The sequence below is a fragment of the Alicyclobacillus pomorum DSM 14955 genome (assembly GCF_000472905.1).
GTDB classification, from domain to species: Bacteria; Bacillota; Bacilli; order Alicyclobacillales; family Alicyclobacillaceae; genus Alicyclobacillus_A; species Alicyclobacillus_A pomorum.
In genome coordinates this window covers 173,683-188,162 of sequence record NZ_AXAR01000002.1, presented here as the reverse complement: position 1 = coordinate 188,162, position 14,480 = coordinate 173,683, and the positions used below count along the sequence as shown (strand labels likewise).

The window sequence follows — 14,480 nt, the reverse complement described above, 5'->3', positions numbered from 1 at the left end:
ACCATGAACTTCGAATTCACCACGGAACAGACGGAAATTCGCAACTTGGTACGAACGTTCGCCCGGGAAGTCATTGCTCCGCGTGCCGCGGAGATTGACGAAAAGGATGAGTTTCCGCGAGACATCCTGCGCAAAATGGGCGAGCTCGGCCTCATGGGACTGCCCGTACCAGAAGAATTGGGCGGTGTCGGAGCGGATTTCCTCTCCTACATCTCAGCCATCGAAGAAATCTCCTACGCTTCAGCCACGGTCGGCGTCATTCTGGCGGTTCACACGTCGGTTGGAACGTTTCCCATCGTGTACTTCGGCACCGAAGAGCAGAAGCGTAAATTTGTGCCGAAGTTGGCGTCAGGTGAATGGCTGGCTGCATTCGCATTGACAGAGCCGAACGCCGGATCCGACGCGTCCTCCATCCGCACCAGGGCCGTGTTGGATGGCGACCACTATGTGCTCAACGGCAGCAAGATGTTCATCACCAACGGCGGCGAGGCCGATGTGTACTGCGCCTTCGCGGTCACTGATCCGAAGCGCGGCAATCGCGGGATTACCGCATTTCTGGTAGAGAAGGACACACCAGGGTTTCGGGTGGGCAAGAAGGAGAAGAAAATGGGCTTGAACGGCTCCGCCACGTGCGAACTTCTCTTCGAGGATGCCCGCGTGCCCGTGGAAAATCGCCTGGGCAACGAAAACGAAGGATTTTCCATCGCCATGCGCTTGTTGGACGCTGGGCGCATTGGGATTGCCGCGCAAGGCTTGGGGATTGCCCGCGCTGCCTTTGACGCAGCCAATCGCTACGTCCGGGAGCGCAAGCAATTTGGACAGGAAATCTTCCAGTTTCAAGGCATCCAGTTCATGTTGGCCGACATGGCGACGAAGATTGAAGCGGCCAAATGGCTCGTCTACCACGCGGCACATCTCCGCCAACAGGGCAAGCCGTGTGCCAAGGAGGCATCGATGGCCAAGCTGTTTGCCACCGATACCGCGATGCAAGTGACCACGGATGCTGTCCAGCTGTTCGGTGGTTACGGGTATGTCAAAGAGTACCACGTGGAGCGCTATATGCGAGACGCAAAGATCACGCAAATTTACGAAGGGACCAACCAAATTCAACGCATTGTGATTGCACGGCATTTGCAACGTTAGGCTGTGAGCGATTTGCAAAATGACGCAGAACCCGTTGTTCGCCGTGATTTTGCAAATCGCCGGGCTGTCAGTGGTCTGCACGAGTCAGCGTCGAATCAACGTGCGGCAAGGCCGCCTTTGTAGGAGTTTAGAAAAAGGGAGAGAGCACAGTGAACTTTCAACTAGACAGGGAACATGAACAACTTCGCGCCCTCGTGCGTGAATTCGCGGAGAACGAGGTGGCACCAGGTGCTGCAGAGCGGGACGAAGCAGAGCGCTTCGACCGTGAATTGTTTGACAAGATGGCGGAGATTGGACTCACGGGGATCCCCTGGCCAGAGGAGTACGGCGGCGCAGGGATGGACTTTCTTGGCTATGTCATTGCCGTGGAAGAACTGTCCCGTGTCTGCGCGTCGACCGGTGTCTGCCTCTCGGCGCACACGAGTCTCGCCGGATGGCCGATTTACAAGTTTGGCACGGAGGAACAAAAGCAGAAGTACCTGCGGCCCATGGCGGAAGGGAAGTGGCTCGGCGCGTACGGGCTGACCGAGCCGGGATCTGGCTCCGACGCAGCGGGCATGCGGACCACTGCCAAGAAGGACGGGGACAGCTACATCCTGAACGGCAGCAAGATATTCATCACCAACGGCGGGCCGGCGGAGGTCTACGTGGTGTTTGCCTTGACAGATCCAGAGAAGCGCACGCGTGGAATTACGGCGTTCATCGTGGAGAAGGGAACACCGGGATTCACCATTGGGAAAAAGGAAAAGAAGATGGGCATTCGCGCCTCCACAACGGTGGAACTGGTTTTCGACAACTGTCGAATTCCGGCGGAAAATCGCCTCGGCGAAGAAGGCTTTGGGTTCAAGATTGCCATGATGACACTCGACGGTGGCCGGAACGGTATCGCCGCGCAAGCGGTGGGGATTGCCCAGGGCGCCTACGAATTGGCCAGGAACTACGCGCGTGAACGGAAACAGTTTGGCAAGCCCATTGCGGATCAGCAGGCGATTCAATTTAAGCTCGCAGACATGGCGACGAAAATCGAAGCTGCGCGGTTGTTGACCTATCAGGCGGCGTGGTTGGAATCCCAAGGGCTGCCGTACGGCAAGGCTTCCGCGATGAGCAAGGTGTTCGCGTCCGACACGGCGATGGAAGTGACCACGGAAGCGGTGCAGGTGTTCGGGGGCTATGGGTTTATCCGCGAGTACCCGGTGGAACGCTATATGCGCGACGCAAAGATTACGCAGATCTACGAGGGAACCAACGAAATTCAGCGGCTTGTCATCGCCCGCAACATCCTCGCAGAGCAATAGACTGCGGCTTTCATGGTAAACTGTCTCTTGTCTGCACAGCCACATTCGCAGGCAACCTCGGTATTCTGGAGGTGTCACGGTGCACCCGATAGTGCAACGAGTGATTCAGGGTGATAAGCGCGCGATTGCTCGCGCGCTGACCCTGATTGAAAACGACGACGAAAGCAAGCGCGAGTTGCTGCAAGGATTTTACCCGTACGCGGGGCGGGCGCACATTGTCGGCTTTACGGGGTCGCCAGGGGCGGGCAAGAGCACGCTCGTCGACCAGGTGATTGCGTACCTTCGCGCGTCGGGGAAGAAGGTGGGCGTTCTCGCTGTGGACCCCTCAAGCCCTTTTAGCGGTGGGGCGCTGCTTGGAGATAGGGTACGCATGATCCGACACAGCAGCGATCCGGGGGTTTACATACGCAGCATGGGCAGTCGCGGCAGTCTCGGTGGACTGGGCCGATCTACGCGCGAGATGCTGTACGCGCTCGAAGCGTATGGATGCGACGTCATTCTACTGGAGACGGTCGGCGTCGGACAGTCTGAATTGGACGTAATGACCGTTGCGGACACTGTCGCGTTGGTACTGACGCCAGGCTCAGGAGATCACGTGCAAACGGCAAAGGCCGGCATCATGGAAATTGCCGACGTGTTCGTGGTCAACAAGCAAGAACTGCCGGGCGCTGATGCGCTGGTCCGCGAGCTGCAGTTGATGCTGCACGACAAGCGACAGTACCGCGAAGATTGGAAGAACCCGATTGTGCGGACCAGTGCAACGGCCGGAGAAGGCATCGAACAACTTTGGGCAGAAATGACCCGCCACTATGAACACATCCGCACCCACGGCTATCTGGCCCAGCGAAGAAAGCAACGCCACATGGAGGAGACCATGAAACTGGTAGAGACCGCGTTTGCCAAGTACCTTCGGGCGCGTGCCGCATCCGACGAATCCTGGCGGAGCGTTTTGATGGACGACCTACAGGCGGACCCCTACATCGCTTCCGAAAAAATCCTGCGCGACTTGCCGTGGATCCGCTTGTGAAGTGGGTGTATAGATGTGCTATAATTCCCTTATTTGATTGCACATCTGCGGTTCGCGGTGTTTTGAGCCTTGTAGCGTTTTGTAAACGCTCGTGTGTCAAACAGCACACGTTTTCTCTATTTTGGTCTCTATGTTTCGGAGAATAAATTGACATCTCCGTGTCTATACTTGGGGAATCGCGGGCGCTTGGCAGCAAGGGAGGTTCACGGATGACAGTAGCCATTTCCAAATCCACGGAAGAGATTCGCGAGATGCCGCTCGTCGAATTGGCGTGTGAGATCTTAAAGGTCAAGAAAGAACCGTACTACTTCCGTGATTTAATGGCAGAGATTCAGCAGTTGCGGGGCATGAGCGACGACGAAGTCAAGGACGTCATCGCACGCCTGTATACGGAAATTAACATCGATGGTCGGTTCGTCTGCATCGGTCAGAACGTGTGGGGGCTGAAACGCTGGTACCCCGTGGATAAGGTCGCTGACCGGGCGCCGTCCAGTAAAAAGTTTGTGCGAGCCAGCGGCGACGCGTTCAGCGACGACGACGAAGACTTACTCGATGATTATGATGAAGAGTTGGAAACCGAAGAGCTCGAAGATGTGGAAGACCTCGCACTCGTAGACGACGAAACGGATGCATTTGACGCAGCGGGCGAAGACGAAGAGGAAGATGTCGACTTCGTCGACGAGGAAGAACATGAGGATGAGTTAGAAGAGCTCGTCGAAGAGGAAGTGGACGAGGAAGAAGACTGACTGACCGCTTCGGCCGGCGGGCACAGTGAGTGCGTATGTCAGCGATGGCACATCGCTCATGTATGACTGAGAAATTGAATACAAGGCTGCGTTCTGGTCGCAGGAGACCAGAACGCTGTTTTTGTGTGAAGTGCGGATATAAGGAGGAGCCAGTATGGCCAAGTTTATCTTTGTCACAGGCGGTGTCGTCTCCGGTCTAGGAAAAGGCATCACTGCCGCATCTCTCGGACGACTTTTGAAAAACCGCGGATTAAACGTCACCATTCAAAAATTTGACCCTTACATCAACATTGACCCAGGTACGATGAGCCCGCTTCAGCACGGGGAAGTTTTCGTCACCGAAGACGGTGCGGAAACGGACCTCGACCTCGGACATTATGAACGGTTTATTGACATTAATCTCACCTCTGCAAACAACGTTACCAGCGGAAAAATTTACTGGTCAGTGATTTCCAAGGAACGCCGTGGCGATTACCTCGGCGGTACGGTCCAAGTCATCCCTCACGTGACCAACGAAATCAAAGCGCGGATTCTCAAGGCAGCAACGCCCGAGACGGACATTGTCATTACGGAAATTGGTGGCACCGTCGGCGACATTGAAAGTCTTCCGTTCCTGGAAGCCATTCGCGAGCTAAAAAGTGAAGTCGGTCGCGAAAACGTCTGCTACATCCACGTGACCTTGATTCCTTACCTCTCCATGAGCGGTGAAGTCAAGACAAAACCAACCCAGCACAGCGTCGCCGAGTTGCGCAGCATCGGCATCAATCCACACATCATCGTTTGTCGCACCGAAGTCCCGCTCACTGCGGACGTGAAAAAGAAAATCGCGCAGTTCTGCGACACCGATTTGGATTCGGTGATTGAAAACCGCGACATCGACGTGCTGTACGAGGTACCACTCCACTTGCGGCAGGAAGGCTTCGATGACATCGTTCTCAAGCACCTGAATATGACCGCGCCAGAACCGGACCTGGCAGAATGGACCGCAATGGTGAATCGAATCAAGAATTTGGACAAGCAAGTGCACATTGCGGTGGTGGGCAAGTACGTCGCACTGCCGGACGCTTACGCCAGCGTATCGGCTGCGCTCCACCACGGTGGCTACGAGAACAGCGCGAACGTGGAAATCCACTGGATCCAATCCGAAGACGTCACAGACGACAACGTGGCCGAATTGCTTCAAGGTGTGGATGGCATTCTGGTGCCGGGCGGATTCGGAGACAGGGGGATTGAAGGGAAAATTGCCGCTGCGCGCTACGCTCGTGAGAACCGCATTCCGTTCTTCGGCATTTGCCTGGGTATGCAAATTGCGGTCGTTGAATTCGCGCGGAACGTGGCTGGATTGGCTGGCGCAAACAGCAGCGAAATTATGCCTGATACCCCATACCCCGTGATTGACCTGTTGCCAGAGCAAAAGGAAGTGGAAGATAAAGGCGGTACGATGCGCCTTGGCGGATACGCTTGCCGGTTGGTGCCGGATTCGTTCTCTGGAAAGGCCTACGGCAGTACGTGGGTAACCGAGCGGCACAGGCACCGGTACGAGTTTAACAACGCCTATCGGCAAACGCTCGAGGAAAGCGGATTGCGCATCGCCGGGACATCGCCAGACGGTCGGCTCGTGGAAATTGTCGAGATTCCGGATCATCCTTGGTTTGTGGGCGTACAGTTCCATCCCGAGTTCACGTCGCGCCCAAATCGTGCCCAACCTCTGTTCCGTGAGTTCATCCGTGCGGCATTGCAGAGGCAGTCTTAAAACGAACGGAAAGCCGGAGGCGTCTCCGGCTTTTTTCATTTGTCGAATCGAATTCCTCGAGTCGTACGGAAAAATGAAGGAATTTTGCTACATTTGCAGAAGAAAGCAAAGTCAGCCCCTGCCTATAATCATTCAGGCATGTGAACGATTCTCACTTTGTTCCCACAGATCCGTCGAGGGACGGTGGCTAAGGGAGGCAGTGACGTTGTCGAAAAAAATTCTGATTGTGGACGACCAATTTGGTATCCGCGTGCTCTTGCAGGAAGTACTTGTTCAGGAAGGATACAAGGTGTTTCAAGCGCCAAACGGCCCAACAGCGCTGGACATCGTGAAGACTCAGTCGCCAGACCTCATTCTACTGGACATGAAAATTCCAGGCATGGATGGTCTCGAAATCTTGCGCAATATCCGCAAGATGGAGGTGGATACCAAAGTCATCATGATGACCGCGTACGGGGAACTCGATTTGATTCAAGAAGCCATGGAAATGGGGGCCCTGGCGCACTTCACGAAGCCGTTTGACATTGATGAACTCCGTCAAGCGGTGAACGCACAACTGGTCGGGTGATAGAGCATGGCAGGCACAGATCAAACGAAAACATATGAAAGTCTCATTCGCGTTCGCATGAGTGAACACGATGCGCACTACGGTGGCCGCCTTGTAGATGGTGCGAGGATGCTGTCGCTGTTTGGCGACGTGGCGACGGAGTTGTTGATCCAACTCGATGGAGATGAGGGACTCTTTGTGGCCTATGACTGCGTGGAGTTTAAAGCCCCCGTGTACGCCGGGGATTACATCGAAGCGCGCGGAAAAATCACCCGAATTGGAAATACGTCACGCCAGATGGAGTTTACTGCGTACAAAGTCATTGAAGCCAACATCCATCCGAACGTCCCATCGGCGGCACGCGTCCTCGACCATCCGATTCTCGTTACATACGCGACGGGCACATGTGTGGTCCCGTTGGACAAACAACAGAAACGTAACCTCACCTGATACGGTTCCTGGTGCACGGTCCTGATGGACAGGTGTGCCAGGAATTTGTGTTGCAAAGCGGAGGGGGAAAGTCATGGATAAACTCATGATTACTGCGGCTGTCGTCGGGGCCGAGATCACGCGGAACCAGCAACCAAACTTGCCCATCACACCAGAAGAAATTGCGGACGCTGCGTACGCGTGCTATCGGGCGGGGGCGAGTATATGCCACCTGCACGTACGCAATGACGACGGCACACCGACGCAGGATAGAGAACGCTACCGTGCGACCATCGCGGAGATCCGCAAACGCTGCAATATCATTGTCCAGGTATCCACAGGCGGCGCGGTCGGGATGACTGCGGAAGAGCGTCTGCAGCCGATTGAACTGAATCCGGAAATGGCCACACTCACCTGCGGCACCGTGAACTTCGGGGACGACGTGTTTTGGAACGGGCCAAAAGATCTGGAGCGGTTTGCGGACATGCTGAAAACCCACCGCGTGCGACCGGAGTTTGAAATCTTTGACGCTGGTATGGTGAGTAACGCGCTCAACCTGTATCGAAAAGGTCTGGTGGAACCTCCGTTCCACTTCGACTTCGTCCTCGGCGTCCCTGGGGCGCTGCCCGCATCTGCGAAGAACTTATTGTTCCTTGTAGAATCGTTACCGGAGGGAGCCACGTGGTCGGTGGCAGGAATTGGCCGCCACCAGCTACCGATGGCGACCTTGGCCATTGTGCTTGGTGGCCACGTGCGCGTTGGATTTGAGGACAACATCTATTATCGAAAGGGCGAGTTAGCGCAAAGTAACGCGCAGTTGGTGGAGCGCGTGGCGAGGATGGCAGCGGAGCTGGACAGACCCCTCGCTACGCCGGACGAAGCGCGCAAAATTCTGGGAATTCCTCGTTGACGCTTCACCGCGTTTTCCAAGGTCCGCATGAGTGCTATCATAAGGACGAGACAATGTCGGAACACTGGACATGACAGACCGACACAAGTAAGGAGTGGAGACAACGATGAAACTGTTTATCGATACTGCCAACACTGCAGAGATACGAAACGCGGCAGAAATGGGCATTCTGAGTGGCGTCACCACGAATCCTTCGCTGGTTGCGAAAGAAGGACGGGACTTTATCGAGGTTCTGAAAGAAATCACCACCATCGTCGACGGCCCCATCAGTGCCGAAGTCGTAAGCCTCGATGCGGACAGCATGGTTGAAGAAGGCTTGCCGTTGGCGGAAATTCACGAGAACATCGTCATCAAGGTACCGATGACTGCCGAAGGGTTGAAGGCGGTACATCGCTTTGCGAAGCGCGGTATCAAGACCAACGTGACCTTGGTCTTCAGTGCAAACCAAGCGTTGCTGGCCGCACGTGCAGGTGCGACGTTTGTCAGCCCGTTCATCGGTCGTCTCGACGATATCAGCTTTGACGGTGTTGAACTGATTCAGGACATCGCCACCATTTTCGACATTCATGCGATTGACACGGAAATCATCGCTGCATCCATCCGCCATCCGATGCACGTGACGCAGGCGGCGAAGGCCGGGGCGCACATTGCAACCTGCCCGTACAACGTGCTCGACAAAATGATTAAGCATCCGCTGACGGACCAAGGGATTGAACGGTTCCTTGCGGACTGGAGCACTGTTGCCAAGAAATAAGCTGTGAGGCTGTGCAAGGGCGGCGGAGCCAAGACCGGTCTGTCGCCCTTCATTTTGTAAGGGAGTGTGTAAAAACCGATGATGGACGCCACACAAATCATTGAATTCATCCGCACCAGTGAGAAGAAAACGCCGGTCAAGGTCTACCTCAAGGGCCGATTGCAAGACATTCCGTTCCCCACCACTGTACAAACGTTTCTGTCTGGAGAAGCAGGGGTGGTTTTCGGGGAATGGAAAGACATCGCACCGCTACTTGACCAGTACAAAGGCAGCATTGACGACTTTGTCGTGGAAAGCGACCGCCGCAACTCCGCCATCCCGCTGTTGGACACCAAGAACGTACACGCGCGGATTGAACCAGGCGCCATCATTCGCGACCAAGTGACCATCGGCGACAACGCGGTCGTCATGATGGGGGCGGTCATCAACATCGGTGCCGTGATTGGCGAAGGCACCATGATTGACATGAATGCCGTCATCGGTGGCCGTGGCACCATCGGGAAGAACTGTCACATCGGCGCTGGAGCCGTCATTGCGGGCGTCATCGAACCGCCGTCTGCGAAGCCTGTGGTCATTGAGGACAACGTGCTCGTGGGTGCGAACGCGGTCATTCTGGAAGGGGTCACGGTTGGCGCGGGATCCGTCGTAGCTGCCGGAGCCATTGTTACAGAAGATGTGCCGCCGAACGTGGTGGTGGCTGGTGTTCCTGCCCGCGTCATCAAGCAGATTGACGAAAAAACACAGTCGAAAATTGAAATTAAGCAAGAGTTGCGGCAACTATGAGCGTGAAGATTCCGTTCTCACTGACAGAGATCCGTCGACAATTGCATCAAATCCCCGAACCGGGATTTGAGGAATTCAAGACCCAGAAGTTTTTGCTGGAGCACATTCAAGCGCTGCCGCAGGAACGAATGGACGTGCGCACCTGGCGTACTGGGATCTTGGTCAAGGTGAAGGGGACAAACCCACGGCAGACCTTGGCGTACCGTACGGACATTGACGGACTGCCGATTGAGGAACAGACGACGTACGATTTCAAGTCCACACATCCGGGATATATGCATGCTTGCGGACACGACATGCATATGGCAATTGCACTGGGTGTACTCGAACACTTCGTTCAGCATCCCATTCCGGACGATTTGGTTGTCATCTTTCAGCCAGCTGAAGAGGGGCCGGGCGGCGCGTTGCCGATGTTGCAAAGTGAGGTGTTTCAAGCGTGGCGGCCGGATCACATCCTCGCCTTGCACATTGCACCGGAGTACCCGGTCGGTACGATAGCCACCCGACCTGGCATCCTTTTTGCGAATACGTCCGAATTGTTCATTGACCTGGAAGGCACCGGCGGGCATGCTGCATTTCCACACACGGCAAACGACATGGTTGTGGCTGCTGCCCATCTCGTCACGCAACTGCAATCTATCGTAGCGCGCAATGTGAACCCGCTAGACTCTGCCGTCGTCACCGTGGGGAAGATCACCGGGGGGACAAAGCAGAACATCATCGCCGGGCACGCGCGGTTGGAAGGGACCATTCGCACGTTGTCCACAGAGGCGATGACTCAGGTCAAGTCCAGGATTGAGGCGTTGGTGAAAGGCATCGAGACGGGATTTGCCTGTCGCGCGGAGATTGATTACGGCAGCAACTACCGGCAGGTGTACAACGACGAACACCTGACAGCGGAGTTTATGTCTTGGGTGCGGCGTGACGGCGCTGCCCATTTGGTAGAATGCAGAGAGGCGATGACGGGGGAAGACTTCGGATACTTCCTCGACGCCATCCCCGGTTTCATGTTCTGGCTGGGCGTTGAAACTCCCTACGGACTGCACCACGCCAAAATTGAACCGGACGAACGAGCCATTGAGGTCGCCGTCCGGGTGGTCACGCGCTACATCGAGTGGAAATCGAATCAGTGAATCGAATCAGCGATGGCTGTGGGCTGTGAGGGTTTGGAGGAATGCCTCCATCCTATCACAGCCTTCTTTCAGTTCTTGACGGCTGCATGCGTACGAGATTCGAATGTACCCTTCGCCAAAGCGAGAGAACGCGTCGCCCGGTACCACCGCCACGCCGCCTTCTTTCAACAGACGTGTGGCAAAGTCGAAGGAACTCAGGCCGAACTTTTGAATAGATGGGAAGATGTAAAACGCTCCCTCAGGCTTGATGACGTCCATGCCCATGGCCGTCAGGCGTTGGTAGACGTAATCGCGCCGCCACTTGTATTCGTCCCGCATCGGGCCTGCGTCATCTTGGCCGCAGTTCAGCGCTTCGAGTGCCGCGTATTGTGCCACAGACGCTGCGCACGTCACGTTATATTGATGGACTTTCAGCATGTGGCGTGTGATTTCGCGAGGTGCGAAGGTGAAGCCGATGCGCCATCCGGTCATCGAATGGGACTTGGACAACCCGTTGATGACAATGGTCTTCTCACGCATCCAAGGATACGCCGCAATGGACTGGTGCTGGCCGTCAAAGAGCAGTTCGCTGTAAATCTCATCTGCGACCACGAAGATGTCCTTGTCACGCAGTAACTCGGCGATGCCGTCCAGTTCCTCCTTGGTGAGAACACAGCCGGTGGGATTGGATGGATACGGTAGCACAATGCAACGCGTCCGCGGTGTGATGTACGGTTTCAGTAATTGGGCTGTGAGTTTAAATCCGGACTTGGTCGTGTCCGCGAATAGCACTTTCGCGCCACAGAGCCTTGCGACTGCCTCATAACCTGGATACACAGGCCCTGGGAGAATGACCTCTGCGCCTTCCGTCAGAATGGTCCGGAACGCGATGTCAATGGCTTCGCTTGCGCCAATGGTGGTGATGATTTCGTCCTCCGGGTTGTACTCCAGCCCATAGCGGTTCGCAACAAAGTCGCTGGCGGCTCGACGCAGTTCCAGTAGACCGGCGTTATGCGTGTATTTGCTGCGGTTTTCCTCAATGGCGCGGATACCTGCGGCTCTGACATGTTCCGGGGTTGGAAAATCCGGTTGTCCGATGGTGAATGAAATGGCACCCGGGTACTGGCGGACCAGGTTGGAAAATCGGCGGATGCCGGAGATCTCAATGTTCTTTACGCGTGGGTTCAGTAAGTGCTCCATGCGGTCACCTCAAATCATCAGCCTTCATCCGATTCAGGCGTTCTTACAACACTGTAATCCAATCAGAATCCAGCGTCCAGAAAATGACGCTTTCACAGGTTCACGCCGGTTATCCATTGGATGAATGGGTTCTCTCCGTCCTGGCGATAATCAGAAATGAGACGCGCGAGATCCTGCGCTTGCACTGCGATGAAATGATTTTTCTTGCAAAAGAGTATGTCACATTCAATCAAATGTGATATCATACAAACGGGCGAAATCGAACAGATACATATTTATGGCTGCCTTGATGTACGGAAAATGAATGCTCCGGGAGATGAGAACGGCTGTGGATCGGGAACTTGCCTTGGAAATCGTACGTGTCACCGAAATGGCCGCATTGAACTGCGCTCGCTGGATGGGCCGTGGGCAGAAAAATGAAGCAGATGCCGCCGCGACCAATGCGATGCGCGAGATGTTTGACACAGTGCAAATGGATGGAACTGTGGTGATTGGCGAAGGAGAGATGGACGAGGCCCCGATGTTGTACATCGGCGAACGCGTCGGTTCCGGTACGGATGAAGCGGTCGACGTCGCGGTGGATCCACTCGAGGGCACCAACATCCTCGCGAAGGGTTTGTGGAACGCCATGTCTGTCGTTGCGGTTGCGCCAAAAGGGACGCTGTTGCATGCTCCAGACATGTACATGGATAAGATTGCGGTTGGACCGAAGGCGAAAGGAAAGATCCACCTGGACGCATCGGTGCAGGAAAATCTCCAAGCGGTTGCGAAAGCAACAGATAAGGATATCTCCGATGTGGTCGCGGTGATCCTTGACAGGCCGCGCCATGAGCATATCATAGAACAAGTCAGGGCTGCTGGTGCCCGAATTAAGCTGATTTCCGACGGCGATGTTGCAGCCGCCGTCAACACCGCGTTTGAGGACACGGGCGTGGATATTCTGTTTGGTTCGGGAGGCGCCCCGGAAGGCGTTTTGGCCGCTGCCGCCCTGAAGTGCCTGGGTGGAGAGTTGCAAGGTCGCCTGCTTCCAGAAAACGATGAACAGCGGGAACGTTGCAGGGCCATGGGGCTCGAAGACATCAACAAAGTCCTCACCATGGACGACCTCGTTAAGGGCGATGACGCCATCTTTGCAGCGACAGGTGTCACGGACGGTGAACTGTTGCGCGGTGTTCGCTTCATCGGGAAGTCTCGTGCACGGACCCACTCGCTCGTGATGAGAGCCAAGACGGGCACAATTCGCTTCATCGAAGCCACGCACGATTTATCTCGGAAACCACTACCAAAAGCGGGTGGGTGACCCCTCTCAGGACGCGTTACCCCCCCCCTTGAAAGTTCATCTAAACCTATGTGCGCATTTCGTTGTGCAAGCATAGGATAGGATTGACTGGGTAAACATGATATAATGCAGACGGCTTGTAGGCCGTGCCCTGCAAGCCACGGATTGGAGAATCGGGGGACGCCTATTGGATATTCATGAATTAGAATCGAAAAAGCTTACAGAGCTGTACCAGTATGCGAAGGAGTTCCAGATCCCCTATTACGGGAACATGAAGAAAAAGGAACTAATTTTCGCGATATTAAAAGCGCAGGCTGAGAAAGATGGCTTGATGTTCGCTGAAGGCGTACTTGAAATCATGCAGGACGGATACGGGTTCTTGCGACCGGTCGGATACCTGCCAAGCGCGGAAGACATCTACGTCGCCGCATCACAGATACGAAGGTTTGACCTTCGAACGGGGGATTTGGTCTCCGGGAAAGTGAGACCGCCAAAGGAAAATGAGCGGTACTTCGGGCTCCTGCATGTCGAAGCGGTCAACGGAGTCAGTCCGAACCTCGCTGCAGAAAGACTTCACTTCCCAGCCCTCACTCCACTGTTTCCTCAGAAACGAATGGAATTGGAAACCACACCGGATCGAATTGCAACGCGCATTATTGATTTGTTTGCGCCCGTCGGCTTTGGCCAACGCGGTTTGATTGTGGCGCCGCCGAAGGCCGGAAAAACGCTGCTGTTGAAGGAAATCGCACACAGTGTGGCGACGAACTACCCGGATGCGACGCTGCTGGTGCTGTTGATTGACGAACGGCCGGAAGAAGTCACTGACATGCAACGGTCCGTGAAAGGGGAAGTCATCGCTTCCACGTTTGACGAAGTACCGGAAAACCATATTAAAGTGGCGGAACTGGTGCTGGAACGCGCGTTGCGCCTGGTTGAACACAAAAAGGACGTCGTCATTTTGCTCGACAGTATCACGCGTTTGGCACGTGCGTACAACCTCGTGGTGCCGCCGAGTGGCCGCACACTGTCAGGGGGTATTGATCCGGCCGCGTTCCATCGACCGAAGCGCTTCTTTGGCGCTGCACGCAACGTGGAGGAAGGCGGTAGCCTGACCATTCTCGCCACAGCCTTGATTGACACTGGGTCACGTATGGACGACGTCATTTACGAAGAGTTTAAAGGGACCGGCAACTTGGAACTGCACTTGGATCGGCGGCTTGCCGAGAAGCGCATATTTCCTGCGCTCGACATTCGACGCTCCGGCACGCGCCGTGAAGAGTTACTGTTGCCGAAGGAAACGCTCGAAAAGATATGGGCTATCCGCAAGTCGATGGGGGACAATCAGGACTTTACGGAATTGTTCATCCGCAAGTTCAAGCACTACAAGACCAACGAAGAATTCCTCCAAGGGCTGGAACTGCAAAAGGAGAAGAAAGCGTAACACGCGTCGGCGGTGTGCCGACGGAGTCTTCTGGTTTTGGTTGGAGTGCTATCAGAGAGAG

At 55.2% G+C, this 14,480-nt stretch carries 14 protein-coding genes; 13 read left to right on the top strand and 1 reads right to left on the bottom strand.

Features of this window, described 5'->3' with window-relative positions; genetic code table 11:
• The first annotated feature begins 3 nt into the window (after nt 1-3).
• From YWK_RS0103135 to YWK_RS0103085, 11 genes are all read left to right on the top strand, one after another.
• The gene (locus tag YWK_RS0103135) at nt 4-1,143 is read left to right on the top strand and encodes an acyl-CoA dehydrogenase (protein ID WP_026963651.1); all 1,140 of its coding nucleotides are present in this window, start codon (nt 4-6) and stop codon (nt 1,141-1,143) included.
• A 149-nt stretch (nt 1,144-1,292) separates the two neighbouring features.
• On the top strand, nt 1,293-2,438 hold the full coding sequence (locus YWK_RS0103130) for an acyl-CoA dehydrogenase (protein WP_026963650.1): 1,146 nt from the start codon (nt 1,293-1,295) through the stop codon (nt 2,436-2,438).
• A 79-nt stretch (nt 2,439-2,517) separates the two neighbouring features.
• Nucleotides 2,518-3,465, top strand: coding sequence for a methylmalonyl Co-A mutase-associated GTPase MeaB (meaB, locus tag YWK_RS0103125; protein ID WP_026963649.1), 948 nt, complete (start codon nt 2,518-2,520; stop codon nt 3,463-3,465).
• Nucleotides 3,466-3,674: 209 nt separating this feature from the next.
• A complete protein-coding gene (gene rpoE / locus YWK_RS0103120; protein ID WP_026963648.1) occupies nt 3,675-4,211 on the top strand; it encodes a DNA-directed RNA polymerase subunit delta in 537 nt (178 codons plus the stop codon).
• A gap of 154 nt (nt 4,212-4,365) precedes the next feature.
• The gene (locus YWK_RS0103115) at nt 4,366-5,964 is read left to right on the top strand and encodes a CTP synthase (RefSeq protein ID WP_026963647.1); all 1,599 of its coding nucleotides are present in this window, start codon (nt 4,366-4,368) and stop codon (nt 5,962-5,964) included.
• Nucleotides 5,965-6,169: 205 nt separating this feature from the next.
• Nucleotides 6,170-6,532, top strand: a complete 363-nt coding sequence (locus tag YWK_RS0103110; protein WP_026963646.1) for a response regulator — start codon at nt 6,170-6,172, stop codon at nt 6,530-6,532.
• A gap of 6 nt (nt 6,533-6,538) precedes the next feature.
• Nucleotides 6,539-6,961: a 3-aminobutyryl-CoA ammonia lyase gene (kal, locus tag YWK_RS0103105; RefSeq protein WP_035465853.1), complete on the top strand. Its 423-nt coding sequence runs from the start codon at nt 6,539-6,541 to the stop codon at nt 6,959-6,961.
• Nucleotides 6,962-7,034: 73 nt separating this feature from the next.
• Complete coding sequence (kce, locus tag YWK_RS0103100; protein ID WP_026963644.1) at nt 7,035-7,850, top strand: 3-keto-5-aminohexanoate cleavage enzyme; 816 nt, start codon at nt 7,035-7,037, stop codon at nt 7,848-7,850.
• Nucleotides 7,851-7,956: 106 nt separating this feature from the next.
• Nucleotides 7,957-8,604: a fructose-6-phosphate aldolase gene (gene fsa / locus YWK_RS0103095; RefSeq protein ID WP_026963643.1), complete on the top strand. Its 648-nt coding sequence runs from the start codon at nt 7,957-7,959 to the stop codon at nt 8,602-8,604.
• Between the two features lie 78 nt (nt 8,605-8,682).
• Complete coding sequence (dapD, locus tag YWK_RS0103090; RefSeq protein ID WP_026963642.1) at nt 8,683-9,387, top strand: 2,3,4,5-tetrahydropyridine-2,6-dicarboxylate N-acetyltransferase; 705 nt, start codon at nt 8,683-8,685, stop codon at nt 9,385-9,387.
• Nucleotides 9,384-10,520 (top strand): N-acetyldiaminopimelate deacetylase, encoded by a 1,137-nt coding sequence (locus tag YWK_RS0103085; protein WP_026963641.1) that lies wholly within the window; start codon nt 9,384-9,386, stop codon nt 10,518-10,520. Before dapD ends, YWK_RS0103085 begins: the two co-directional genes overlap by 4 nt.
• A 6-nt stretch (nt 10,521-10,526) precedes the next feature.
• Here the strand turns inward: YWK_RS0103085 and YWK_RS0103080 are convergent, their stop codons facing one another.
• Entirely contained in the window at nt 10,527-11,699 is a 1,173-nt protein-coding gene (locus YWK_RS0103080) for an aminotransferase A (protein ID WP_026963640.1), read from the bottom strand.
• Between the two features lie 328 nt (nt 11,700-12,027).
• Between YWK_RS0103080 and glpX the strand changes: the two genes are divergently transcribed.
• The gene (gene glpX / locus YWK_RS0103075; protein WP_026963639.1) at nt 12,028-12,999 is read left to right on the top strand and encodes a class II fructose-bisphosphatase; all 972 of its coding nucleotides are present in this window, start codon (nt 12,028-12,030) and stop codon (nt 12,997-12,999) included.
• 166 nt (nt 13,000-13,165) lie between these two features.
• Entirely contained in the window at nt 13,166-14,419 is a 1,254-nt protein-coding gene (gene rho / locus YWK_RS0103070) for a transcription termination factor Rho (RefSeq protein WP_026963638.1), read from the top strand.
• Nucleotides 14,420-14,480 lie beyond the last annotated feature (61 nt).